Origin of the sequence: Comamonas terrigena NBRC 13299 (genome assembly GCF_006740045.1) — a bacterium.
Classification (GTDB): Bacteria; Pseudomonadota; Gammaproteobacteria; order Burkholderiales; family Burkholderiaceae_C; genus Comamonas; species Comamonas terrigena.
In genome coordinates, this window is record NZ_AP019749.1 from 297,686 (window position 1) to 319,711 (window position 22,026).

General features: G+C 65.6%; 30 protein-coding genes. 25 read left to right on the forward strand and 5 right to left on the reverse strand.

Features of this window, described 5'->3' with window-relative positions:
• The first annotated feature begins 34 nt into the window (after window positions 1-34).
• From CT3_RS01350 to CT3_RS01380, 7 genes are read left to right on the forward strand one after another with little or no spacing between them, the layout of a single operon-like run.
• Window positions 35-472 carry a flagellar basal body-associated FliL family protein gene (locus tag CT3_RS01350; protein WP_066541928.1) on the forward strand — a complete coding sequence of 146 codons (438 nt, stop codon included), beginning with the start codon at window positions 35-37 and terminating at the stop codon, window positions 470-472.
• Window positions 473-481: 9 nt separating this feature from the next.
• The gene (gene fliA / locus CT3_RS01355) at window positions 482-1,246 is read left to right on the forward strand and encodes an RNA polymerase sigma factor FliA (RefSeq protein ID WP_066541926.1); all 765 of its coding nucleotides are present in this window, start codon (window positions 482-484) and stop codon (window positions 1,244-1,246) included.
• Window positions 1,247-1,278: 32 nt separating this feature from the next.
• A complete protein-coding gene (motA, locus tag CT3_RS01360) occupies window positions 1,279-2,163 on the forward strand; it encodes a flagellar motor stator protein MotA (RefSeq protein WP_066541924.1) in 885 nt (294 codons plus the stop codon).
• The gene (locus CT3_RS01365; RefSeq protein ID WP_066541922.1) at window positions 2,156-3,118 is read left to right on the forward strand and encodes a flagellar motor protein MotB; all 963 of its coding nucleotides are present in this window, start codon (window positions 2,156-2,158) and stop codon (window positions 3,116-3,118) included. The genes motA and CT3_RS01365 overlap by 8 nt, the downstream gene beginning before the upstream one ends.
• A gap of 41 nt (window positions 3,119-3,159) precedes the next feature.
• Complete coding sequence (gene flgM / locus CT3_RS01370; protein ID WP_066541921.1) at window positions 3,160-3,450, forward strand: flagellar biosynthesis anti-sigma factor FlgM; 291 nt, start codon at window positions 3,160-3,162, stop codon at window positions 3,448-3,450.
• Window positions 3,450-3,920, forward strand: coding sequence for a flagellar export chaperone FlgN (gene flgN / locus CT3_RS01375; RefSeq protein ID WP_066541920.1), 471 nt, complete (start codon window positions 3,450-3,452; stop codon window positions 3,918-3,920). Before flgM ends, flgN begins: the two co-directional genes overlap by 1 nt.
• Window positions 3,907-4,716 (forward strand): glucosaminidase domain-containing protein, encoded by an 810-nt coding sequence (locus CT3_RS01380; protein WP_066541919.1) that lies wholly within the window; start codon window positions 3,907-3,909, stop codon window positions 4,714-4,716. The genes flgN and CT3_RS01380 overlap by 14 nt, the downstream gene beginning before the upstream one ends.
• Here CT3_RS01380 and flgA read toward each other — a convergent pair.
• Window positions 4,691-5,461: a flagellar basal body P-ring formation chaperone FlgA gene (flgA, locus tag CT3_RS01385; protein ID WP_066541918.1), complete on the reverse strand. Its 771-nt coding sequence runs from the start codon at window positions 5,459-5,461 to the stop codon at window positions 4,691-4,693. The two genes, CT3_RS01380 and flgA, sit on opposite strands and share 26 nt — an antisense overlap.
• A gap of 51 nt (window positions 5,462-5,512) precedes the next feature.
• Between flgA and CT3_RS21110 the strand changes: the two genes are divergently transcribed.
• The 14 genes from CT3_RS21110 (at window position 5,513) to CT3_RS01450 (ending at window position 16,523) form a co-directional block, all read left to right on the forward strand.
• Entirely contained in the window at window positions 5,513-5,650 is a 138-nt protein-coding gene (locus CT3_RS21110; protein ID WP_172591874.1) for a hypothetical protein, read from the forward strand.
• Window positions 5,651-5,828: 178 nt separating this feature from the next.
• Window positions 5,829-6,194 carry a flagellar basal body rod protein FlgB gene (flgB, locus tag CT3_RS01390; protein ID WP_066541916.1) on the forward strand — a complete coding sequence of 122 codons (366 nt, stop codon included), beginning with the start codon at window positions 5,829-5,831 and terminating at the stop codon, window positions 6,192-6,194.
• A 2-nt stretch (window positions 6,195-6,196) separates the two neighbouring features.
• Window positions 6,197-6,616 carry a flagellar basal body rod protein FlgC gene (gene flgC / locus CT3_RS01395; protein ID WP_066541981.1) on the forward strand — a complete coding sequence of 140 codons (420 nt, stop codon included), beginning with the start codon at window positions 6,197-6,199 and terminating at the stop codon, window positions 6,614-6,616.
• Window positions 6,613-7,275, forward strand: coding sequence for a flagellar hook capping FlgD N-terminal domain-containing protein (locus CT3_RS01400; protein ID WP_083520663.1), 663 nt, complete (start codon window positions 6,613-6,615; stop codon window positions 7,273-7,275). The genes flgC and CT3_RS01400 overlap by 4 nt, the downstream gene beginning before the upstream one ends.
• 42 nt (window positions 7,276-7,317) lie before the next feature.
• Window positions 7,318-8,499, forward strand: a complete 1,182-nt coding sequence (locus CT3_RS01405) for a flagellar hook protein FlgE (RefSeq protein ID WP_066541914.1) — start codon at window positions 7,318-7,320, stop codon at window positions 8,497-8,499.
• A gap of 16 nt (window positions 8,500-8,515) precedes the next feature.
• Window positions 8,516-9,238 carry a flagellar basal body rod protein FlgF gene (locus CT3_RS01410; RefSeq protein ID WP_066541912.1) on the forward strand — a complete coding sequence of 241 codons (723 nt, stop codon included), beginning with the start codon at window positions 8,516-8,518 and terminating at the stop codon, window positions 9,236-9,238.
• A 54-nt stretch (window positions 9,239-9,292) separates the two neighbouring features.
• The gene (gene flgG, locus CT3_RS01415) at window positions 9,293-10,078 is read left to right on the forward strand and encodes a flagellar basal-body rod protein FlgG (RefSeq protein WP_066541910.1); all 786 of its coding nucleotides are present in this window, start codon (window positions 9,293-9,295) and stop codon (window positions 10,076-10,078) included.
• Window positions 10,075-10,758 carry a flagellar basal body L-ring protein FlgH gene (gene flgH / locus CT3_RS01420; RefSeq protein WP_066541908.1) on the forward strand — a complete coding sequence of 228 codons (684 nt, stop codon included), beginning with the start codon at window positions 10,075-10,077 and terminating at the stop codon, window positions 10,756-10,758. Before flgG ends, flgH begins: the two co-directional genes overlap by 4 nt.
• 8 nt (window positions 10,759-10,766) lie before the next feature.
• Window positions 10,767-11,939 (forward strand): flagellar basal body P-ring protein FlgI, encoded by a 1,173-nt coding sequence (locus tag CT3_RS01425; RefSeq protein ID WP_370510824.1) that lies wholly within the window; start codon window positions 10,767-10,769, stop codon window positions 11,937-11,939.
• A gap of 11 nt (window positions 11,940-11,950) precedes the next feature.
• On the forward strand, window positions 11,951-12,328 hold the full coding sequence (locus CT3_RS01430; RefSeq protein WP_066541903.1) for a hypothetical protein: 378 nt from the start codon (window positions 11,951-11,953) through the stop codon (window positions 12,326-12,328).
• A complete protein-coding gene (gene flgK, locus CT3_RS01435; protein ID WP_066541901.1) occupies window positions 12,325-13,710 on the forward strand; it encodes a flagellar hook-associated protein FlgK in 1,386 nt (461 codons plus the stop codon). Before CT3_RS01430 ends, flgK begins: the two co-directional genes overlap by 4 nt.
• A gap of 36 nt (window positions 13,711-13,746) precedes the next feature.
• Complete coding sequence (flgL, locus tag CT3_RS01440; RefSeq protein WP_066541898.1) at window positions 13,747-14,661, forward strand: flagellar hook-associated protein FlgL; 915 nt, start codon at window positions 13,747-13,749, stop codon at window positions 14,659-14,661.
• Complete coding sequence (locus CT3_RS01445) at window positions 14,658-15,728, forward strand: hypothetical protein (protein ID WP_066541893.1); 1,071 nt, start codon at window positions 14,658-14,660, stop codon at window positions 15,726-15,728. The genes flgL and CT3_RS01445 overlap by 4 nt, the downstream gene beginning before the upstream one ends.
• A 51-nt stretch (window positions 15,729-15,779) precedes the next feature.
• Entirely contained in the window at window positions 15,780-16,523 is a 744-nt protein-coding gene (locus CT3_RS01450; RefSeq protein WP_098066022.1) for a PilZ domain-containing protein, read from the forward strand.
• Between the two features lie 117 nt (window positions 16,524-16,640).
• On the opposite strand, the gene CT3_RS01455 is transcribed toward CT3_RS01450, so the two are convergent.
• The 3 genes from CT3_RS01455 to CT3_RS01465 form a co-directional block, all read right to left on the reverse strand.
• The gene (locus tag CT3_RS01455; protein ID WP_066541889.1) at window positions 16,641-17,474 is read right to left on the reverse strand and encodes a flagellin N-terminal helical domain-containing protein; all 834 of its coding nucleotides are present in this window, start codon (window positions 17,472-17,474) and stop codon (window positions 16,641-16,643) included.
• Between the two features lie 175 nt (window positions 17,475-17,649).
• Window positions 17,650-18,141 (reverse strand): GNAT family N-acetyltransferase, encoded by a 492-nt coding sequence (locus tag CT3_RS01460; protein WP_066541887.1) that lies wholly within the window; start codon window positions 18,139-18,141, stop codon window positions 17,650-17,652.
• Between the two features lie 111 nt (window positions 18,142-18,252).
• Complete coding sequence (locus tag CT3_RS01465) at window positions 18,253-18,930, reverse strand: cytochrome b/b6 domain-containing protein (RefSeq protein ID WP_066541886.1); 678 nt, start codon at window positions 18,928-18,930, stop codon at window positions 18,253-18,255.
• Window positions 18,931-19,077: 147 nt separating this feature from the next.
• On the opposite strand from CT3_RS01465, the gene CT3_RS01470 reads away from it, so the two are divergent.
• Window positions 19,078-19,527 carry a c-type cytochrome gene (locus tag CT3_RS01470; RefSeq protein ID WP_066541885.1) on the forward strand — a complete coding sequence of 150 codons (450 nt, stop codon included), beginning with the start codon at window positions 19,078-19,080 and terminating at the stop codon, window positions 19,525-19,527.
• Between the two features lie 136 nt (window positions 19,528-19,663).
• On the opposite strand, the gene CT3_RS01475 is transcribed toward CT3_RS01470, so the two are convergent.
• Window positions 19,664-20,167 carry a TlpA disulfide reductase family protein gene (locus CT3_RS01475; protein WP_066541884.1) on the reverse strand — a complete coding sequence of 168 codons (504 nt, stop codon included), beginning with the start codon at window positions 20,165-20,167 and terminating at the stop codon, window positions 19,664-19,666.
• A 205-nt stretch (window positions 20,168-20,372) separates the two neighbouring features.
• On the opposite strand from CT3_RS01475, the gene CT3_RS01480 reads away from it, so the two are divergent.
• From CT3_RS01480 to CT3_RS01490, 3 genes are all read left to right on the forward strand, one after another.
• Window positions 20,373-20,948 carry a hypothetical protein gene (locus CT3_RS01480; RefSeq protein ID WP_127446177.1) on the forward strand — a complete coding sequence of 192 codons (576 nt, stop codon included), beginning with the start codon at window positions 20,373-20,375 and terminating at the stop codon, window positions 20,946-20,948.
• Window positions 20,949-21,193: 245 nt separating this feature from the next.
• Complete coding sequence (locus CT3_RS01485) at window positions 21,194-21,652, forward strand: PTS sugar transporter subunit IIA (RefSeq protein WP_066541880.1); 459 nt, start codon at window positions 21,194-21,196, stop codon at window positions 21,650-21,652.
• Complete coding sequence (locus CT3_RS01490; protein WP_066541878.1) at window positions 21,621-21,890, forward strand: HPr family phosphocarrier protein; 270 nt, start codon at window positions 21,621-21,623, stop codon at window positions 21,888-21,890. The genes CT3_RS01485 and CT3_RS01490 overlap by 32 nt, the downstream gene beginning before the upstream one ends.
• Window positions 21,891-22,026: the final 136 nt, after the last annotated feature.

The following is a 22,026-nucleotide window of genomic DNA, read 5'->3' on the forward strand; positions in this document are numbered from 1 at the left end:
CAGAGCGGGAGGGATGATGGCGAAGAAAATCGGAATGCTGTTGGCGTTGGTGGCGATCCTGGGAGTGGGTGTCGCTGCCGGGGGATGGTGGTGGGGGCAGCGTGCGCCGGTGGCGGTGGCTGCGCAGACCTCGCCGCAACTGGATGTGCGCCAGGCCAGCTATGTGTCGCTGGACAAGATCGTGGTCATGCTCAAGACCGACCAGAGCCTGCGCACGGCCAACACCTATATGTCGCTGGATCTGGTGCTGCGCACGGACAAGCTGCACGAGAAGGCCGCGAAGGCCGAGCTGCCCATGCTCAAGGGGGTGGCGGTGCGCACGCTGTCCCAGGTGGCGATGGAGCAGGCCAAGGCCATGAGCATCGACGAATGGACCGAGCTGCTGACGGCGGACCTGGTGGCGGCCTATGCCAGCCACCCGGATCTGCGGCCGTTCGACAAGGTCATGGTGTCGCGGCTGATCATCGAATAAGTCCCGCCCATGCTGCAGCAAGACACCTCCGCTTCGTATGGCGACGCTGCCGCGCTGGTGGCCGGAGGCTGGGCACCAGCCGACGGGCTCTACAGCACGGCAGCCGTGTCGCCGCAGCAGGAACAGGCGGTGCTGACCGCCTACCTGCCCATGGTCAAGCGGGTCGTGCGCCAGCTGGCCTCGCAGGCGGGGGAGGTCATGGACCAGAACGATATGACCCAGGTGGGTCTGATGGGCCTGCTGGAGGCATTGCGTCGCTACGGTGCGGTGGACGAGGCCTTTGCCGGCTATGCCCGCCAGCGGGTGCGCGGGGCCATTCTGGATGAACTGCGGCGCCAGGACTGGCGTCCGCGCACGGTGCGCCAGAGTGCCCACAAGGCACGGGATGCGGTGCGCGCCCTGCGCCGTCAGCTGGGGGCGGAGCCCACGCCGGCACAGATTCAGCAGGCCCTGGGCATGGACGACGAGGCCTACCTGGCATACGAACAGGCCGAGTCTGCGGAGGCCATGGCCAGTCTGGATGAAATGGTCGGTCAGGGCATGGACCTGCCCAGTTCGGCGGCAGACCCCCAGCACGCGGTGCTGCAGCGCCATCTGCTGGAGCAGATGCTGGCGCAGCTGAACGAGCGGGAACAGCGCGTCATCCAGCTCTATTACGAATTCGACCTCAACCTCAAGGAAATTGCAGCGGTGCTGGAGTTGTCCGAGGCGCGGGTCTGTCAGATCAACAAGGAAGCGCTGCGCAAGATGCGTGCAGCGCTGGAGGGGGCGTAAGCCCCCCGCCGTCATTTCGGGAAACACAAAGCATGTTGCAACTTCTGGGCATCTTCATTGTGCTGGGCACCGTCTTCGGAGGGTTTGTGCTCAGCGGCGGTCAACTGGGGGTGATCTGGCAGCCGATGGAGGTCTTCATCATTGCCGGTGCCGGCCTGGGGGCGCTGGTGCTGGGCAATCCCAAGCACATCTTGTCGGAGCTGTGGCTGCAGCTGCGCAATGTGATGTCGCAGACCAAGCAGACGGTGGAGTTCCAGCGCCAGCTGCTGCTGCTGATGTACGAGCTGCTGCTGACTGCGTCCGGGGGGCTGAAGGCCCTGGATGCGCATGTGGAAAAGCCCAAGGACAGCCCGTTGTTCCAGCGCTATCCGCTGGTGCTGGCGGACGCCAAGCTGCTGCATTTCATCGTGGACAACTTCCGCCTGATGGCCATGGGCAAGATCAGCAGCCACGAGCTGGAAGGCGTGCTGGACCAGGAGCTGGAAACCATCCAGGAAGAGCTGCTGCAGCCGGCCAAATCGCTGGGCAAGATCGCGGAGGCGATGCCGGGCTTCGGCATCCTGGCGGCGGTGCTGGGCATTGTGATGGCCATGAGCTATGTGGCCGATGGCGCCACGGCCGGCGAGATCGCGGTCAAGGTCGGTGCTGCCATGGTGGGCACCTTCATCGGCATTTTCCTGTGCTACGGCGTGCTGGATCCGCTGTGCAACTTCATGAAGCAGCGTGTGATGGAACACATTGCCGCCATGGAGTGCGTGAAAGTGGTGCTGGTGGCCCATGTGGCGGGCAAGCCGCCGCTGCTGTCCATCGATGCGGGGCGCCGCCTGGTGCCGCTGAACATCAAGCCCAGCTTTGCCGCGCTGGAGACCTGGATCACCGACATGACGGCCCGCGAGACCGGAGGGGCCCGTGCTTAAGCGTGCCGGCCAGGAGCATGGTGAGGTCGTCGTCAAGAAAAGCGGCGGCAAGCACCAGCATGAAGAGCACAACAGCGCCTGGAAGGTGGCGTTTGCCGACTTCTGTCTGGCCCTGATGTGTCTTTTCCTGGTGCTGTGGGTGCTGGCCGCGCGGGACAAGGAAGAGATCGAGATGGCCATGGCCGCAGGTGCCGCCCCCAATATGACCTACCAGGGCCAGGGCGTGCGCATGATCGGCGAGTACCAGCCGGGTTCGCTGATCCCCAAGAATCCCGTCAGGCCGCAGGCCCAGGAAGAGACGGGCGGCCAGCCCCGGGTGCAGAAGCTGCTGGACAGCCCGGAAGAGCTGGCGCAGCTGTCGCGCCGGGTGCGGGAGGTCGGGGAGCAGGTCGGCCTGGGTGACCACATCGTGACCGCCGTGACGGCCGAAGGCCTGCGCATCACCGTGCACGACACCGAGCAGAGCGGCATGTTCAAGCTGGGCAGCGCTGAGCCCACCGCCGAGTTCGTGCGGCTGCTGCGCCGCATCGGCCCGATGTTCCGCGAGATCGACAACCAGTTGGTGATTGCCGGGCACACCGATGCCTTGCCCTATTCCAGCCACAGTGCGTTTGCCGCATCCAACTGGTCGCTGTCCATGCAGCGGGCGCTGGCGGCGCGCGGCCACATGATGCTGGGCGGCATGCCGGAGCGCAGCGTGCTGCAGGTGATCGGCATGGCCGAAGTGGCGCCAGCCGATCCAGAGCAGCCCCAGGCGGCCATCAACCGGCGTGTCGAGTTGCTGGTGACCACCAAGGCCCATGCCCAGAATGTGCACCAGACGTTTGGCCGACTGCCGGTGAGCGAGCCCTTGACGCCCGGGCTGCAAAGCTCGCCCGCGGACACGCCCATGCTGGAGTTGCTGCGCAAGGTATTGCTGCAGCCTTTGCAGGGCGAAGCGCAGGCCAAGCCCTAAAAACTGTCATCATGCAAAGCAGCAAACTCAGAGGCTCCCGGATGAAACTTTCCCCCATTGCGCCCGCTGCGGGCAGTGTGGCTGCACAGGGCGACCGGGTGCAGGACCTGGCCGCATCCCTGCCGGTGGCAGCGGCCGTGGTGGCCCCGGACGTGCAGGTGGGTGTGCAGGCTGCCAGCGTGCAGCGCGCCCAGGTGCAGGCGGCGCAGATGCCGGACGTGGATGTGGCGCGCGTGGCGGAAATCAAGGAAGCGCTGGCGCGTGGCGACATCAGCTTCAATCCCCAGAAGCTGGCACAGCTCATCCTGCGCCACCATGGAGGTGGGGCGTGATGGCCGATGCCCCTGCTGCCCCCGGCGCCGCACCGTCGCTGTCGACCCGCCAGCGCTGGGCTGCCATTGCCCAGGGCATGCAGCAGGACATGACGGCATACGGTCATCTGTGCGAGTTGCTGCACACGCAGTTCCATGCCGCCTTGCGCCACGATGCCGAAGCCATGCAGGAGGCTGCGGTACAGATCACGGCCCAGGTGCAATGGCTGGAAGGTACCCGCAAGGAACGTGGCCAGCATGTGCGGGCGCTGCTGCCTGCGGGTGCACCGCTGTCGATGGAGGCGGCGTTTGCCTTGCTGCAGGCGCCGCTGCAGCAGCAGTTGCTGGGCCTGTGGGGGCAGCTGGAAGCCCAGGTACAGGTGTGCAAGGCCATGAACCAGCGCAATTGCCAGCTCATCATGGAGCAGGCCGAAGTGATGCGCGCCGTGATTGTGGGCAATGCCCAGCCGGAGATCTATGCTCCGCTCTGATTTTCTGCCTTTGCCGGCTTGGCCGGGTACCGGTGGCACGGTACCGTCGGGTGCTGCGGTGGCGCCGGCCGCACGGCTGCCCCAGCTGCCGGCCACGACCCCGGTGGCCGCAGAAACGGCCGTGTACACCCCTTTGGGGCAGGATGTGGCGCGGGAGGTGCAGCAGTTCATCAGCCAGGGCAGCGGCGGTGCCGCATTGGCGTCGCCCCAGGCGCGCTGGCTGGCGCTGCAGGCCGCACGCCAGGCCGCGCGCAGTGAGCGGAGCAAGGAGGGCCTGTCTGCCACGGGCGGCGTGCGCAGCGCAGCCGCGGCCGTGGGTGCGGCAGCCTCCCTGCAGCCAGCGCAGCAGGCCTTTCTGGACCGCATTGCCCCCTGGGCGCAGCAGGCTGCGCAGCGCTTGGGCGTGTCGCCGCGGGCGGTCATGGCGCATGCCGCGCTGGAAAGCGGCTGGGGGCAGCGCCCCGTGCGGGATGCGCTGGGCCAGGATAGTCTGAACCTGTTCGGCATCAAGGCGCAAGGCGGATGGACAGGCGCCAGCACCCCGGCGCTGACCACCGAATACGAGGCCGGGCAGGCGGTGCGGCAGACCCAGTCGTTCCGCCAGTACGCCGACCTCGATGCCACCTTTGGGGACTATGTGCGCCTGCTGGCGCACAGCCCGCGTTACCAGGCGGCCCTGCGCACCGGTGACGATGTGCAGGCCTTTGCCAGCGGCCTGGCGGCGGGCGGCTACGCCACCGATCCGGACTATGCGCAAAAGCTGGTGCGCATCAGTCGCCAGATTCCATCGCCTTGACCTTCACGCCGCCGCCCGGTGCCTGCGGGGCGGCCAGCAGCACGCCGGGGGCAATCAACTGCCCTTTCACCGGCCGGCCGGTGCGGGCATTGCGCACGGTCACCGTGTCCCCCAGCTTGCCGGAGCCCGTGGCCAGCCCCATCACGCTGACCTGTACGCCGTCGCCCTGGGCACGGATCTCGATCTTGTCCCCCTTGCGCATGGCCACCGGGCTGAGGAGCTGGCGCGCCTGCAAGGCCTGACCGGCCCGTCCGGCAGTCTTGAGCTGCTGGCCCACGGGGGCGGGCGTGTCCAGCAGCTCGTTGCGGTGGGCGAGTGTTTGCGGGCGCAGTTCCAGATCTTCAGCCAGCAAGGCCTGCCCGGCCGGCACGTCGCTGCGCAATGTCCAGACCGGGGCGCTGGCCTGCAGCTGCGCCACCACGCTGCCGCGCTGGCTGCCGCAGCGCACCGGGATGGAGGCACGGGTCAGGCTGTGCAGTTCCACGGCAGGGACCATCCAGCCTTCGGGGCAGGGTGTGTGGGCAGCCCCGCGAGGGGCTGTGAACTGCACCTGCAGCCGGGCCTGTGCGCGCTGTGCGGCGGGAAGCAACTGGGCCCACGCGGCCTGCAACTGGGCCTGGGCGGCGGCCTGCAGCTCGGCCGGCAGCACCGGTGGTGGCGCGGGGGCCTGCTGTGCCGCGGCCTGTGCCGACAGCCCCAGGGCGCACAGCAGGATGGGAGTCCATCTGGTCAGGAATGAATTCATTGCAAATTAAATATCTTTTGTGCAATTATAAAAACTACTGAATCGGTGTGAGTGGCAAAAATCACCACGCCTGGCATCTCCGGCGTCATTCTGTGTGAAAGATGGCTGGCAGTGTTTGTTGCTGATGGATGGATGATTTTGAACGCCATTGGCTGTATTTTTGCGTGTGTTGACGAACTGATTGTTTGATTGTTTTCTGTCGATGGCTTGCGGATCGGGTTTGTAAGCGCATTAGGTAGCGCTTTGTGTGAAAAGTAGCAACGTGAAACAATCTGCATAGTATGATTTGAGAACGCGCAAGAAATATCTCATGCGCAAATGATCAACACAGGGTTGCGCACTCCTGCAGGGGCGCAACGGGGGCGATATGGCACTGAATTTCGACTCGGCGTTGTCCGTGCATGCGCAAGCGCTGCGCGTGCGCTCTGACCGCACGCAATTGCTGGCTTCCAACCTGGCCAATGCCAGCACGCCGGGCTACCAGTCGCGGGACATCGACTTCGCGGAGGCCATGGCGCGTACGGGCCAGGAGGCGGGCTTGCCGTCGCTGGATTGGGGCGGCAGTGCAGATGCGCTGTTCCGCGTGCCCAACCATCCCTCGCAGGACGGCAACACCGTGGAGGTGGGCGTGGAGCAGGCGCTGTTTTCGCAGAACGCCTCGGACTTCCAGACCAGCCTGACCTTTCTGAACATGAAGCTGCGCGGCCTGCAGTCCGCCATCAAGGGTGAATGAGCATGGGTTTTCGTGAAATCGCGCAGATTGCCGGCTCCGCCATGACGGCCCAGAGCACGCGCCTGAACACCGTGGCCAGCAACCTGGCCAATGCCGGTGCGGCCGCCTCTTCCGAATCCGAGGCATACAAGGCACGCAAGCCGGTGTTTGCTGCCGTGATGGGCGAAAGCACGCTGGACAGCTATGCCGCCCGCGTCCAGGTGCTGGATGTGCTGGAGACGACCGAGCCGGTGCGCAAGGTGCACGAGCCGGGCAACCCCGTGGCCGATAAGGCCGGCTTTGTCTACTACTCCAACGTCAATTCCGTGGCCGAGATGACCGACATGATGTCCGCATCGCGTGCCTTTGAAACCAATGTCGAGGTGCTGGGGCGCGTGCGCTCCATGCAGCAATCGCTGCTGCGCCTTGGGGAGCAATCATGAGCTTGATCAACAGCGCCTCCGGCACGGGCACCAACGCCGGCTCCAGCAGCAGCGACGCCATCTCGCAGGCCCTGGGCGGCACCGAACTGGGCCAGATGTTCACCAAGCTGCTGGTGGCCCAGGTGCAGTACCAGGACCCGCTGGAGCCCACGGATTCCAGCACCTTCGTTACCCAGCTCACGCAGCTGAGCCAGACGGAGTCGCTGCAGTCGCTGACGTCGCAGCTCAAGACCCAGTCCTCCATTCTGGACAGCCTGCAGACCATGCAGCTGGGCAGCCAGGTCGGCTCCACGGTCATGGTCGCCACCAACAGCGTGCAGCTGGACGACAGCACCGTGAATGCCGTGGTCAATCTGCCGGCCACGGCCGATCTGACGCTGCAGCTGACGGCCCCGGATGGCAAGGTGACCACGGTCAGCCTGGGCTCCAACGCGGTGGGCGATGCCAACTTCACCATCGACCCCGCCGCGCTGGGCCTGCCTGCGGGCAAGTACGGCATCGTGGTCAAGGATGCCAGCGGCACCAGCTACCCCGTGGAAGTGGCGGGCACGCTGCAGGCCGTGCGCCTGACGTCGAGCGGCAGCGTGGCCCTGCAGGTGCAGGGCCTGGGCGATGTGCTGCCTTCCAGCGTGACGCGTTTCGTGGGTCAGAAGGCCTGAGCGCCCTGACGTTTTCTCCCTCTCTTCACCAGGCCTGAAATCATGAGCTTCCAGATTGCGCTGTCGGCGCTCCAAGCGATCAACAACCAGCTCGACAACATCTCGCAGAACATCGCCAACACCGGCACCACGGGCTACAAGTCCAGCCGCACCAACTTCGCGGCCATGTATGCCGGCTCGTCGCCCAACGGCGTGCGCGCCGCCTCCACCACCCAGACCCTGGATGTGGCGGGCGGTCTGCTGAGCACCGGCCGCAACCTGGATGTGGCCATCGCGGGCAATGGCTACTTCATGGTGAAGGACAGCACCGGCGTGATGAACTACACCCGTGTCGGCGTGTTCGATGTGGACAAGCAGGGCGTGCTGGTGGACCACATGGGTCGCCAGGTGCAGGGGTACGGCGTGACCGCCGGCAATGCGGCCCTGGGCAATCTGGGCAACCTGACGGTGCCGACCGGCCAGATCCCGGCGCAGGCCAGCACCTCGGTGGACTTCGTGGCCAATCTGTCGGCGGACTGGAGCGTGCCGGCCAATGCGTTCAACCCCACGGATTCCAGCAGCTACAACAGCTCGACCGTGTCCGTGGTGTATGACTCGCTGGGTCGCCAGCACACCGTCACCCAGTACTTCGTCAAGACGGCGAACAACACGGTGGAAGTGCACTACCAGAACGAAAACACCGCCGTGGGCACCAGCACGCTGAAGTTCACGACTGCAGGGCAGCTGGACACCGCGGCTTCCACCGTTGCGGCCGTGAACCTGACACCGGCCGGCGCGAATGCGCTGTCGGTGACGTTCGACTATGCCGGCACCACCCAGTTTGCCGGTGACACCTCGACCACCACCAATGCCTCGGACGGCTATGCCTCGGGCACGATGGTGAATGTGCTGGTCGGCGCCGATGGCTCGGTGAATGCGCAGTACAGCAACGGCATGGTGCAGAGCGTGGGCGTGATCGCGCTGGCCACTTTCCCCAGCGACAGCGGGCTGACGGCCGTGGACGGCACCAGCTGGCAGGCTTCGGCCAAGTCCGGTGCCGCACTGATCGGCACCCCTGGCACGGGGCAGCTGGGCGAGCTGGAAAGCCAGCAGCTGGAGCAGTCGAATGTGGAAGTCGCATCCGAGCTGGTGGACCTGATGGGCGCGCAGCGCAACTACCAGGCCAACACCAAGGTGATCAGCACGCAGAACGAAATCATGCAGTCGCTGATGCAGGTGATGTAAGGCGGGAGCGGCGCTCATGGACAAGCTGATCTATACCGTCATGACGGGCGCGGAGCGTGCGTTCCATGCCCAGCAGGTGCACGCCAACAACCTGGCCAATGCCGACACCACGGGCTTTCGTGCCGACTACGAAGTGGCCGGCACGCAGGCCGTGGGCGGGTATGGCTACGACAGCCGCCACCAGAGCACTGGGGCCACGGATGTGGTGTCGCAGCGCCTGGGGGCGGTGCGCGAAACCGGGCGCGATCTGGACGTCGCCGTGCTGGGCCAGGGGCTGATCACGGTGGCGGACGCCGGCGGCGAGGCCTATACCCGTGCCGGTGCCATGCTGGTGGACAGCGAAGGCAATCTCTCCATCAACGGCCGGGCAGTGCTGGGCGATGGCGGACCGATTGTGCTGCCGCCGTTTCGCGTCCTGTCGGTGGCCGAGGATGGCACCGTGTCCATCCTGCCGGAGAACGGGACCGAGATGCAGGAAGTCGACCGGCTGAAGCTGGTGGACGGCAGTCAGCCCATGACCAAGACCACCGCAGGTCTGCTGGTGTCGCGCAGCGGCGAAGCCCTGCCCGCCAGCGAGACCGTGCGCGTGCGCAGCGGCGCGCTGGAGTCGTCCAACGTGCAGGCCGTGGAGGAGATGGTGGCCGTGATGGACATCAGCCGCCAGTTTGAAATCCAGATGAAGTTGTATCAGGCCGCCGACGGCATGGCCGAGGCCGGCAACCGGCTGCTGCGTGATTGAGTTGCAGTGCGTCGCCCGCCAGGGTGACAGGGACCACGTAAAAGGAACACCACCATGAATCCCGCTTTGCTCGTGAGCAAGACCGGCCTGCAGGCCCAGGACGCCAAGTTGCAGGTGATTGCGCACAATCTGGCCAACGTAAACACCGTGGGCTTCAAGCGCAACAGTGCAGCGTTTGAAGACCAGTTCTATGAAATCACCCGCATGCCGGGCAGCAACAGCCAGGGCGACAACCGCGTGCCCGCCGGCGTGCAGCTGGGCACCGGCGTGCGGCTGGTGTCCACGCACAAGCAGTTCACCGAAGGCAGCATGCAGAACACCAGCCAGCAGCTGGATGTGGCCATCGTGGGCAATGGCTTTCTGCAGGTGCTGCAGGCGAACGGCGATACGGCCTATACCCGTGCCGGTCAGCTGCAGGTGGACAACGAAGGCCGCCTGGTCAACGCCAACGGCTTGCCGCTGCAGCCGGAAATCACCATCCCCGAAGGCGCCAAGTCGGTGACCATCAGCGAAACCGGTCTGGTCAGCGCCATGGTGGGCACGGATGCCACCGCGCAGGAGCTGGGCACGCTGCAACTGGCCACGTTCGTGAACCCGGCCGGCCTGCAGGCCCAGGGCGACAACTTGTACCTGGTGTCGCAAGCCAGCGGCGATGCGGTGCTGGGCGAGCCCGGGGAAGCCGGCTTCGGCACGCTGCGCCAGTTCGCGCTGGAAAGCTCCAACGTGCAGGCGGTGGAAGAAATGGTGGACATGATCTCGGCCCAGCGCAGCTACGAGATGAACACCAAGGTGCTGTCCGCTGCGGACGACATGATGCGCAACCTGGCGCAAGCTGCATGATCTGCCGCGCTGCATGGGTGCTGCGCTGGCGTGCGGCGGGTGCTGCGCTGGCCTTGCTGGCGCTGGCAGGTTGCGCGGTGCGCCCGCCCGAGGTGATGCAGCCGGCCGAATCGGTGCCGGAGTTTCTGATGGCGCCGCAGGCCAGGGCCCAGGGCGGCGGGCTGTTCGTGCCCCATGCGTCCACAGGCCTGGTGGCCGACCAGCGTGCGCACCGCGCTGGCGACATCCTGACGGTGTTGCTGGAAGAGGTGACCCAGGCCAGCAAGAAAGCCAATACCCAGACCAGCAAGGGCAGCAGCGTCGGCATCTCGCCGCCCATTCTGGGCGGCAAGAGCATCAAGGCCGACATCGAGCTGGAAGGCAGCAGCAAGTTCAGCGGCGGCGGCAGCAGCACGCAACAGAATGCGCTGTCCGGAGCCATGACCGTCATCGTCCAGCAGGTGCTGCCCAACGGCCTGCTCTACATCAAGGGCGACCGCGCGCTGTCGCTCAACCAGGGCGATGAAGTGCTGCGCCTGAGCGGCTATGTGCGCGCCACCGATGTGGACCTGAACAACCGCGTGTCCTCGCTGCGCGTCGCCAATGCGCGCATCAGCTACTCGGGCCATGGCGCGCTGTCCGATGCCAGCGAAGCTGGCTGGCTGACACGCTTCTTCCAAAGCCCGCTTTTCCCCTTCTGATCGTGATGATGTTTGCACGCCTGCTGTCTCGTTTCCTCTGTCGCGGTGCCATGGCCCTGGTGCTGGCAGGTCTGGCCCTGCCTTCCGGGGCGCAGCCCGCGGGCAAAACGGTGCGCGGTGCCGAGGCGGGCGCCAAGACCAGCATGCGGCCCCTGCGCCATCTGGTGCATGTCGAAGGCGTGCGCGAAAACCAGCTGATCGGTTACGGCCTGGTGGTGGGCCTGAACGGCACGGGCGACAGCACGCAGGTCAAGTTTGCGGGCCAGTCCGTGGCCAATATGCTGACCCAGTTCGGCATCAAGCTGCCCGAGAAGACCAGCACCAAGTTGAAGAACGTGGCCACGGTGATGGTCAGCGGGGTGTTCCCGCCGGGCTACCGCAAGGGCCAGAGCATCGACGTGACCGTGTCCTCGCTGGGCGATGCGAAAAGCCTGCGCGGCGGCATGCTGCTGATGGCGCCGCTGCGCGGGGTGGACAACGAGATCTATGCCATCGCCCAGGGGCAGCTGGTGGTGGGGGGCTTGAATGCCACCGGCAACAGCGGCTCCAGCGTCACCGTCAATACGCCCACTTCCGGCCGCATTCCCAACGGCGCCACGGTGGAGCGCGAGATCCCTTCCGACTTCGAGAGCGGCGAGACCGTGCTGCTGTCGCTGCGCCAGCCGAGCTTTCGCACGGCCCGCAATATCGTCCAGGCCATCAACACGCGCTACGGCGATATCGCCAGCACGCGCGATGGCACCAGCATCGAGGTGCGCGCACCGCTGGTGCCGACGCAGCGGGTCGGCTTTGTTGCCGACCTGCAGGATCTGCAGGTGGCCATGGGGCAGGAGCTGCCGCGCGTGGTCTTCAATTCGCGCACCGGCACGGTGGTGATTGCCGAAGGCGTCACGGTCAAGGCGGCCGCCGTCTCGCACGGTGCGCTGCGCGTGGTGATCCGCGAGCAGTCCAATGTCAGCCAGCCGGCACCGTTCAGCCAGGGCAACACCGTGGTGACGCCGGAGTCGAACGTGCAGGTGCAGGAGGGCAATGGGCACATGTTCGAGTGGCCTGCCGGTGCCAAGCTGCAGACCATCATCGACACCATCAACCGCACCGGTGCCTCGCCGGACGACATCATGTCCATCCTGCAGGCCCTGGACCAGGCCGGTGCACTGCATGGCGAGCTGGTGGTGATCTAAAGGGACACCCCATGGAAACCTCCACCACCCGCCTTGCCGCCGAACGTCCCACGGTCCCCGCCGGAGAGGCTGGCCAACCCCCCGTGGCCGCGGCACAGCCTGCCGACGACGCGACCGTGCAGCGCCTGACGGCTGCCGCAGTGAAGTTCGAAGGCTTTTTTGTCGCCCAGATGTTGAAGCAGATGCGACAGGCCACGGCGGCGATGGCCGATTCCGGCAGTGCCATCAATGACCGGGTCAATGACAGCACGCTGGCATTGGCCGAGCAGACCGTGGCCGACGGACTGGCGGGTCAGCGCGCATTTGGGATCGCCGATGTGCTGGTGCGGCAGATGCTGCCCCAGTCCGGCGCGGCAGTGAACGCTGCGGGAACAAGGAAACTTTCATGAGCATGCTTTTCAACGGACTGACCGGTGTGGTGGCCTCGCAGGTCGCCCTCAATACCGTCAGCCACAACCTGGCGAATGCCCTGACCCCCAACTACACCCGCCAGGGCGTGGTGCTGACGGCCAAGGCGTCGGCCAACACCGCGCTGTCCGCTGGCGACGGGGTGGCCGTCACGTCGTTGATCCGCTATGCCGACAGCTACAAGACCCAGCAGATGTGGCGCGCTGCCAGCACCAAGGGGGAATACGAGGCAGCGCAGACCTACCTGCTGCAGCTGGAACAGGTGATGGGCGATGCCGATGGCGGCATCAACGCCGCGCTGGACAAATTCTTCAGCGCCCTGAGCGCCACCAGCGTAGAGCCCACGTCCACGCCGCTGCGCCAGCAGATCATCGAAGCCGCCAAGGCGCTGGGCCAGACCATCAACAACATCGGCCAGATCGTGTCCAACCAGGCGCTGGCCGTGCGCCAGCAGCGTGCCGTGGCGGTGGACCAGGTCAATTCCTATATCCACGAAATTGCCGCGCTGAACGACAAGATCACGCAGAGCGCCGGTGCCGGGCTGAATACCTCCTCGCTGCAGGACCAGCGTGACGCCAAGGTCGACGAGCTGTCCAAGCTGGTGGGCCTGCAGACGACCACGCAGCCGGATGGCTCCATCAATCTGTCGCTGCGCGGCGGCCAGCCCCTGGTGGTGGGCAACCGTGCCTCCACGGTCAGCGTGGATGCGGGTTCGCAGTTCCTGAGCGTGAGCTTCGGGACCGAGACGTTCCAGCTGGGCGCCGAGAACTGGGGCGGAACCCTGGGCGGCCTGGCAGCGCTGGAGAGCGATGTGCTGCAGCCCCTGGATGCGTCCATCCGCGGGCTGGCGCAGGTCATTGCCAGCGAAACCAATGCGGTGCTGCAGTCGGGCTATGGCACCAATGGTGCTGCAGGGACGGACCTGTTCGTGTTCGATGCCACCTCCACCTCGGCCATGCTGACGGTCAGCGCCGGCATCACCCCGGAACAGCTGGGCCTGTCGGGGGACCCCGCCAAGGTCGGCGACAGCACCAAGCTGCAGGAGCTGATTGCCTTGCAGAGCAAGGCCGTGAACATCTATGGCCCCGGAGGCACCGGCATGGTGGGCAGCTCCGTGCTGCTGGGGGATGTGTACACCCAGCTGGTGGGCAAGCTGGCCATGTACAGCCAGCAGAACAACGCTTCCTATGAAACGGCGCAGACGGTGCGCGACCAGTCGGAATCGAACTGGCGCTCCACCAGCGCGGTCAACACCGATGAAGAGGCGGTGAACCTGATGCAGTACCAGCAGATGTACCAGGCCAATATGAAGGTCATCACCGTGGCCAACGAGCTGTTCGACAGCCTGCTGGAAATGCGCTGAGGCGCACCACCCATTCACGGACAAGGATTTCAGGCCATGCGCGTATCCAGCAACCAGTACCACATCACCGTCAACGCCTCGCTGCAGAACTCCAACACCCAGCTGGAGAAGCTGATGGGGCAGATGTCCAGCGGCAATCGCCTGACGCGGCCCAGCGACGACCCCATCGCCCATGTGCGCATTTCGCGCCTGCAGCGCGAGGAGGCCAGCATCGCGCAGTACAAGGACAACATCGGTGCGCTCTCCAACCGCATGACGCAGAGCGAGACCGTGCTCAGCAGCATCAACAGCGACCTGCTGAGCACGCGCGATCTGCTGGTGTGGGCCCTGGATGGCGGCAACACCGGCGAGGACCTGAGCGCCATGGCCACGAACCTGGAGTCCTTGCGCGATGCCCTGTACGCCAGCGCGCTGACCAAGGACCAGGAAGGCTCCTACCTGTTCTCCGGCACCCTGTCCAAGACCGCAACCGTGGGCTTCAACGCCGCGGCGGCCGCCGGTACCCGCTACACGGTGGGCGGCAACAGCGAACAGCAGCAGGTGGTGGTGGGCAATGGCCTGACCCAGCCTGCGAACGTGACGCTGGGCGATGAAATGGCGGCCATGCTCAACACGCTGGACCAGGCCATCGAGGCCATCAAGGGCGGCGGCACCACGGCCAACAACCCGGCCACCCGTGCCAGCCTGCAGGCGGCGCTGACGGGTGTGGACACCGGCATGGACCAGGTGTCCACCAAGATCTCCAAGCTGGGCGGGGCGCAGAACATCGTCAGCACGCTGGAAACCAACTGGGGCAACCTCAGCACGGCCAACCAGACGGCGGTGCTGGACTACTCCCAGCTGAACTACGCGACCGCGGCCGTGCAGCTCAATACGCTGATGTCGGCCATCAAGGCCACGCAGTCGGCCTACGGCAAGGTCAGCCAGCTCAGCCTGTTTGACGCGCTGTGAGCAGCGCGCGCATTGGTGGCAACGCCTCGGCGGGGCGCATCGGCACCGCCGGTGCACCGCAACCTGGGGCGGCGGCGCCGGCCATGCCCACCAGCGCGGTGGGCACGCATCCCTTGCCGGCCATCCGCTACCACAGCACCTGGCCCCGGGGATGGATGGCTGCGGCCGTGCCGCAGCGGGTGCGTGAATTCCATGTGCAGATCAGCAAGGCGCAGATGGCGCTGGATTTTCTGGAGCAGCTGGAGCAGCAGCTGTCTGCATTGATCCAGGCCTGCCGCCACCAGCGCAAGCTCCCTTCCGATGCCGGTGCGGCACGCCTGCGCAGTGCATTGCAGGCGCTGCAGGCAGGGTGGGCGAAGCGCCTGCCGCGCACGCTGGACAGTCTGGATGAAGCGCTGCACTGGTCACCGGTGCAGCGCGCCCGCAAGCAGTTCACCCTGGCCGGCTGGAGCTGGGAGAGTCTGCAGGCCGAGCACGCGCGCGATACGGAACTGGTGGGCTTTTGCCTGCTGGGGCAGGAGGGCGCGCAGGGGGCCTGGCAGGCCCGCTGGGAGCGGGCACAAGGCGCCAGCCGGCAGGCGCTGGCCCATGCGCTGGCACCCCTGGGCATGCAGCTGAGCGGGCTGGAACAGCCGCTGCTGCTGTCGGTCGAAGAGCGCTGGTGGCCGGTGGTGGTGCAGCGCTTCATGGTCAAGGGCAATGGCAAGCGCTTTCCTGCCGGGCAGTGGGTGTCGCCGCGCTTGGTGTCATCCCCCCAGGCGCTGCGTGTGGACAGCTGGAGTGCGGCCGATGCGGCGGCCGTGCAGGCGCTGGCGGCCGAACTGCCCTCCGCCCGCGAGCGCGTGTTGCAGGCACAGGCGGCGGTGCGGGCGTTTCAGCATGATGCAGGACAAAGTCTGGACGATGTGGGCGCACGTACCACAGCGGTGCAGGCATTTGCACAGGCGTTTGCGCAGGCCGGCCAGATGCCTGCCTATGATTGGATTTTGGCGGTGGTGCCTGCCGTGCGGGCCGTGTCGCGCCGGCGTGTGGCGCGGCTGTTGCAAAGTCGGGGTGCGTTGGCCTAGCCGTATCGCACCGAGCTTTTGAACCAGGCCCTGCGCAGGGCGGAATCCTCCATGCAGTTGGAATCAGTTGCGGCTCCAGCCGCTGTCGATCTGTCGTATTACCGCTTGAGTACACCGGTTGCTGTGCAGCAGGTGCTGGAGTCATTGCAACGCCAGCAGGCGGTGATGACCTTGCTGGCCGATGTGCCCGATGCCTATGCGGTGCAGGATGCCGGGGGCCGGCCTTGCGGCATGGCCGTGCTGAGCCAGGTGGATGCGGAGCAGCAGCGCCTGGTGATGGAGGTGTCCGGTGCCTTGTTGCCCCTGCCCGCGGCGGTGCTGGTGGTGGCCCATTTGCCTGGCAGCGTGCGCACGCAGTGGGAGCTGCAGGCACAGTGGGCAGAGCTGTCGCATGGCCGCTGGCAGCTGCAGGCGCCCTGGCCAAACCAGGTCCTGCAGCACCAGCGCCGGCGCCACCCGCGGCTGCAGCTGCCGCTGGGCCAGCGTTACGAAGCCAGCTTCATGTTCGGGCAGCGCCATTGCGTGCTGCACATGGATGACCTCAGCCAAGGCGGGGTGGCCTTGCGTGGCACGCGCAGCGAAACGTCCATGCTGTTCATGGGACGCAAGATCAGCAAGGTGGTGCTGGATCTGGGCAGCGGCGTGCAGGTGCAGGTGGATCTGACTGTGCGCTCGCGGCGCAGCTACAAATCCTTTTTGCTGGGCGAGCAGGTCATGGTGGGCTGCAGCCTGGAAGGCATGACCGACGAGGTGCAGACCGCGCTGGCGCGCATCATGCAGGAGCGCGGGGTCTAGGGCTGCCAGGCTGCGGCATGGGTGCCGTGGCGCTGTATGCGCATGCAAAAAGCCAACCTTGCGGTTGGCTTTTTTTCGTGGCGCGCAAGGGCGCGGGCCCTTGCCGAACTGCGCAGCTTATTGCAGCAGCGAAGCCACCATCTGGCTCATGCTGGAGGATTGCTTCAGCATGGCGGTGGAAGCTTGCATCAGCATTTGCTTGCTGGTCATGTTCGAGGTTTCGGTGGCGTAGTCCACGTCCATGATGCGGCCCTTGGAGGCTTCGGTGTTCTGGATCATGTTGCCCAGGTTGTTGTACACGTGTTCCAGGCGGTTGGCGGCGGCACCGAAGGAGGAGCGCAGCGTGCCCACGGCAGCCGAAGCGAGGTCAGCCAGGTTGATGGCGGCGTTGGCGGTGGTGCCGCTCACGGCGCCAGCCTTCAGGTTGGTGATGGCGGTGTTCAGTGCCGTCAGATCGGTCGAAGCGTTGAACGCATAGGTTTCGGAGTTCGAAGCGCCGATCTGGAAGGTCGAAGCGGCAGTGAAGGTGCCTGCAGCGGAGAACAGTGCCTGGCCACCGAACTTGGTGTTGGCCATGATGTTGTCGATTTCAGCGGACAGTGCCGTGAATTCAGCCTGCATGGCGGTCTTGTCGGCATCGGTGGAGGTGGCGTTGGCTGCCTCGGTGGCCAGATCCTTCATGCGCAGGATCATGTTGTTGACTTCGGCCAGGGCGCCTTCACCGGTTTGGAGCAGGGAGATGCCGTTCTGGGTGTTCTTCTGGGCCACGGACATGCCGCGGGTTTGGGCTTCCAGGCGGGTTGCGATCTGCAGGCCGGCAGCGTCGTCCATGGCGGAGTTGACGCGGTAGCCGGTACCCAGGCGGGTCATGGAAGTGGACAGGGCCTTGTTGGTGTTGCCCAGGGAATTTTGGGTGCTCAGGGCAGCGGCGTTGGTGTGCAGGCTCAGCATGGAGGGGCTCCGTAAATCAATGTCGGTACGACGTTGCGAGCACCACCATGGCGCTCTTGCCTGTACTAAGCGACGGCGCCGTGTGGGAACTTAAATGGCATCTGCAAAAAACTGCGGGCACGGGGCACTGGTGGGCACCGGCCAGGCGGAGGGCGGCGGCAGGTGCAGCCGCAGGCTAGGCGATGCTGGCCTTCAGATAATGGGCCCCGGCGATGGGGTTGTGGTAGTAGGGCGGAATGCTTTCAAAGCCGAGCTCGGTGTAGAGCGCGCGGGCGGATTCCATGTCGTCCAGGGTGTCCAGCAGCACATGGTCATAGCCCATCTGGCGCGCCGCATTGAGGGCGGCTTCGGCCAGTTCACGGCCCAGGCCAAAGCCGCGGAAGGCCTTGCGCACATACAGGCGCTTCATTTCGGCGGCGTTGGGGTAGTCGCTGGTATCGAGCGGGCGCAGTGCGCAGCAACCGGCCAGGGCGCCATCCACATGGGCCAGCAGCAAGCCCCCGCGGGGCGCAGCGTAGTCGCCGGGCAGGGTGGCGAGTTCGCGTTCGAAATCCTGGAATTCCAGGTCAATGCCCAGGCCGCCGGCATATTCCGCAAACAACAGGCGCACAGCCTCCAGATCGTGCGGGGATTCGGCCAGCAACAGGGCCACGGTGGGCTTGTCCACAGGCGGTAGGTGGCGCACAGGCGCCAGGGTTGACAGAGGTCCAGTGTAAACGGCGGCGCAAAGACCGCCTATCGGGGATGGACCCAGGCCGGTGATCCACGCCGCCGGGAATCAGAAACCGGGTGTGCTGCCCAGGCCGTAGACCCACCAGGCCGCCGCGGCGCAGGCCGCGATCAGCAGCAGGGCCAGCAGCCGGGCGGCCAATCCGTCGCGAGAAGCGGCGGTGCCGGCGGGGGCAGGCTGGTTGCCGTGCAGCATGGCCTGCACCAGGGGCTTGCGGCGCACCACGGCATAGAAAGCGACGGCGCACAGGTGCAGGGCCAGCAGGCCCAGCAGCAGCCACTGGCCCCAGTCCTTGTGCCAGCCGGTGGCCCAGGCGACGGTGTCGCCACCGACAAAGCGCGTCAGTGGTCCGGCAAAGGCAATTTCATCGTCGCTGAGCAGGCCGGTGCCCACCTGCAGCCCCAGCACCAGCAGCAGGGCCAGCACCGACAGCGCTCCCAGCGGGTTGTGGCCGACCGTGGTGTCGGCCGCCGCCTGGCGCAGGTAGCGCAGCAGGCGCGCGGGCCCGGGAATGAAGGTGGCAAAGCGTGACCAGTGGCCGCCCACCACGCCCCAGAGGATGCGAAACACCAGCAGGGCCAGCACCACGTGGCCCAGGCGCAGGTGCCATTCCATGGCATTGCCGCCGACTTTGGCAGTGACCACCAGGGCGATCACGCAGGCCGCCAGCAGCCAGTGGAACAAGCGGGTGGGAAGGTCCCAGATGCGGGTGGTTGCATTGCTCATGGACTTCAATGTATGCGGATGCAGGCAGAGGCCGCAGGGAGTCCGCGCAAAAAAGTGCGGCTTTGCGTTGAACGGAGGCACTGCCATACTGGGCCGCAGGCACCTGGTGCCGCGACTGCGTTTCCCCACAACCCAAGGAAAAAAACCATGAAGAAGATCCTGCCTGCGCTGCTGGTGGCGGCCTCGGCGGCGCTGTTGGCTGCGCCTGCCTCGGCCCAGTTTGCCAAAAGCGAAGACGCCATCAAATACCGCCAGGGCGCTTTGTTCGTGATGAGCCAGCATTTCGGCCGCCTGGGCGCCATGGCGAACGGCAAAGCGCCTTTTGATGCGAAAGTGGCGCAAGAGAACGCCGCGGTGCTGGAAACCATGGTCAAGTTGCCGTGGGCGGCCTTCGGTGACGGCACGGAAGGCGGCAAGGCCAAGCCCGAGGTGTGGAAGGAGAAGGCCAAGTTCACGGAACATGCCGACAAGTTCCAGGCAGAAAGCGCCAAGCTGGTGGCTGCGGCCAAGACCGGGGATCTGGCGCAGCTGAAGAATGCCTTCGGCCCTGCCGCACAGTCCTGCAAGGCCTGCCACGACGCGTTCCGCAACCGTTGAGGCGGCGCGGCGGGTGCCAGGCGACTGGCGCCAGACCGCTGCCCTGCGCGCTCAAAAAAGCCAGCACGGGTGCTGGCTTTTTGCATGGCGGAAAGAACCGAGCGCGCGAAGACTGCGCGGCGCGGCTGGCGGGCCTTCAGGCCTCGGCCAGCAGCTTTTCGATCAGCTTGTGCAGCTCGGCAAAGTCGGGGGCGCCGACATAGGTCTTCACGATCTCGCCGCGCTTGTTGACGATGTAGGTGGTGGGCGTGATGCGGATATCGCCCCAGGCCTTGGCGGCGGCACCGGTGTTGTCCAGCGCCACCTTGAAGGGCAGCTGGCGCGACTGGACAAAGTTCACCACATAGCTGGGGGGGTCGTAGCTCATGGCCACGGCCAGGGTGTCGTAGCCCTTGTCCTTGTACTTGTCGTAGGTCTTGATGATCTCGGGCATTTCCGCCACGCAGGTGGTGCAACTGGTGGCCCAGAAGTTCACCAGCGTCACTTTGCCCTTGAGGTCTTCGGTGGTGCGGGTGCTACCGTCGAGCAGCACAAAGGACGACTGCGGCGCAGCCGCGCTGTGACCGCCCCAGAACACATAGGCCCCCAGGCCTGCGAATGCGGCAAGCGCCACGCCTGCCATCCAATGTTTGATTGCCATGTTGTGATTGTGTACCAAGCGCCGGAACCGATGCCAGCGTGCAGGATTGGAGCGTGATGGCGGACAAAAGTTCTGCACAGGGGAAAGGCCCGGGCCTGTGTGCCCTGGCGCGGTGCCCACAGCACTTGGAAATACCTGACAAGCATCGGCTTTCTTGCGCGTTTGTGCGCGTACACAAAACGTGGGGGCTGCCGATAATGGGAGCATGACCACATTCGCTGCCCGTTGCGCTTCTCTTTTTGCGGTGTGCGCTGCTGTTGCTGCGCTGTCGGCCTGTGACCACAAGCCGGAGCTGACCTGGCATGACGTGACGCTGCGCGATGCGGAACTGCATGCCCGTTTCCCCTGCGAGCCTGATGTGGCCCAGCAGAAAGTGGATTTCGGCATGGAGCAGGGCCCGGTGAATGTGACCATGATGGGCTGCGATGCCGTGGACGCCACCTATGCCGTCTCGCACTGGCTGCTGGACGATGTGCGCCAGGCCGACGATGCGCTGGCCTACTGGGAAGCCGCCGTGCTGACCAAGCTCAAGGCCGTGGACAGCAAGGAGGGCAAGAGCGGGGCGCCTTTTGTCCCGGTCGGTGCCATGAACCTGTCGCGTTCCATCCGTGCCACGGTGCAGGGCGAAGGGCCGTCGGGCTGGACTATCACCACGCATGGCGTGTGGTTTGCCAAGCAGGAGGGCGACAAGGCCCGCATCTACCACGCGGTGATCTACGCGCCCAAGCCCCAGCACGAAGTGGCCAGCCAGTTCTTCCAGGCCTTGGAGCTGCAGAACTGAAGGATTGGGGGCTGGAGGACATGGATGGCGCAGGGCAATCGCGTCACCGCCTGTGGACCTTCCTCGCCCAGGCGCTGTAGCTGCTGTGGCATACGCTGCCGCTGTTGGGCCTTGCCGCACGATGGTGTCCATGGGCTTTGTTGTCAGCACACCACGGACTGCACCTGTCGCGGCCCTGGCGGGCATGCCAGCACCAGCGAGCGGGCCGACCGGGCGCGCCATAATGGACGGAACAATCGCGCTCCATGAAACCTGTTCGCATCCTCCTCATTGCCCACGCGCCGCTGGCGCACGCCTTGCGCGAAGCGGCACTGCATGTCTTCAATGACTGTGGTGGCGATGTGCTGGCGCTGGACGTGCAGGCGCATGCCGAACCCGAAGACACCCTTCAGAAAGCGCGGGCCCTGCTGCCGGCGCAGTCCGAGGATGGACCCCTGCTGGTGCTGACCGACGTCTTTGGCGCCACCCCCAGCAATGTCGCCCTGCGCCTGGTGGAAGGCCGCAATGCACGCGTGGTGACCGGGGTGAACCTGCCCATGCTGCTGCGTGCCTGGTGCTATCGCGCGGAGTCTTTGGAAAACCTGGCCGCCCGTGCGCAAGCCGGCGGCACGCAAGGCATCATGCTGGCAGGTGGTGGCAGCGCGCCCCAAAACCAGCGTCCCCGTTTGCACCATGATTCAGACCACAGTCACCATCAGCAATAAGTTGGGCCTGCACGCCCGAGCTTCCGCCAAGCTCACCAAACTGGCGGGCAGTTTCCCTTGCGAAGTCTGGCTCTCGCGCGGCGAGCGCCGTGTCAACGCCAAAAGCATCATGGGCGTGATGATGCTGGCCGCCGGTCTGGGGGCCGAGGTGGTGCTGGAAACCGATGGCGAGCAGGAGCAGCAGGCCTCGGACGCATTGCTGGCCTTGATCAACGACAAGTTCGGAGAAGGTCAGTAAGTGCCTGCTTTTCATATTGCTGCGGTGCAGCAATATGAAGAAGCGCATGCCAAAACTTGCCTTGCATCAAGAGAGGCCGACCCGGCGTCTGTGATGTAGGCTGGAATCGCTGGCGCTGGGCTGACAATAGCGGCCT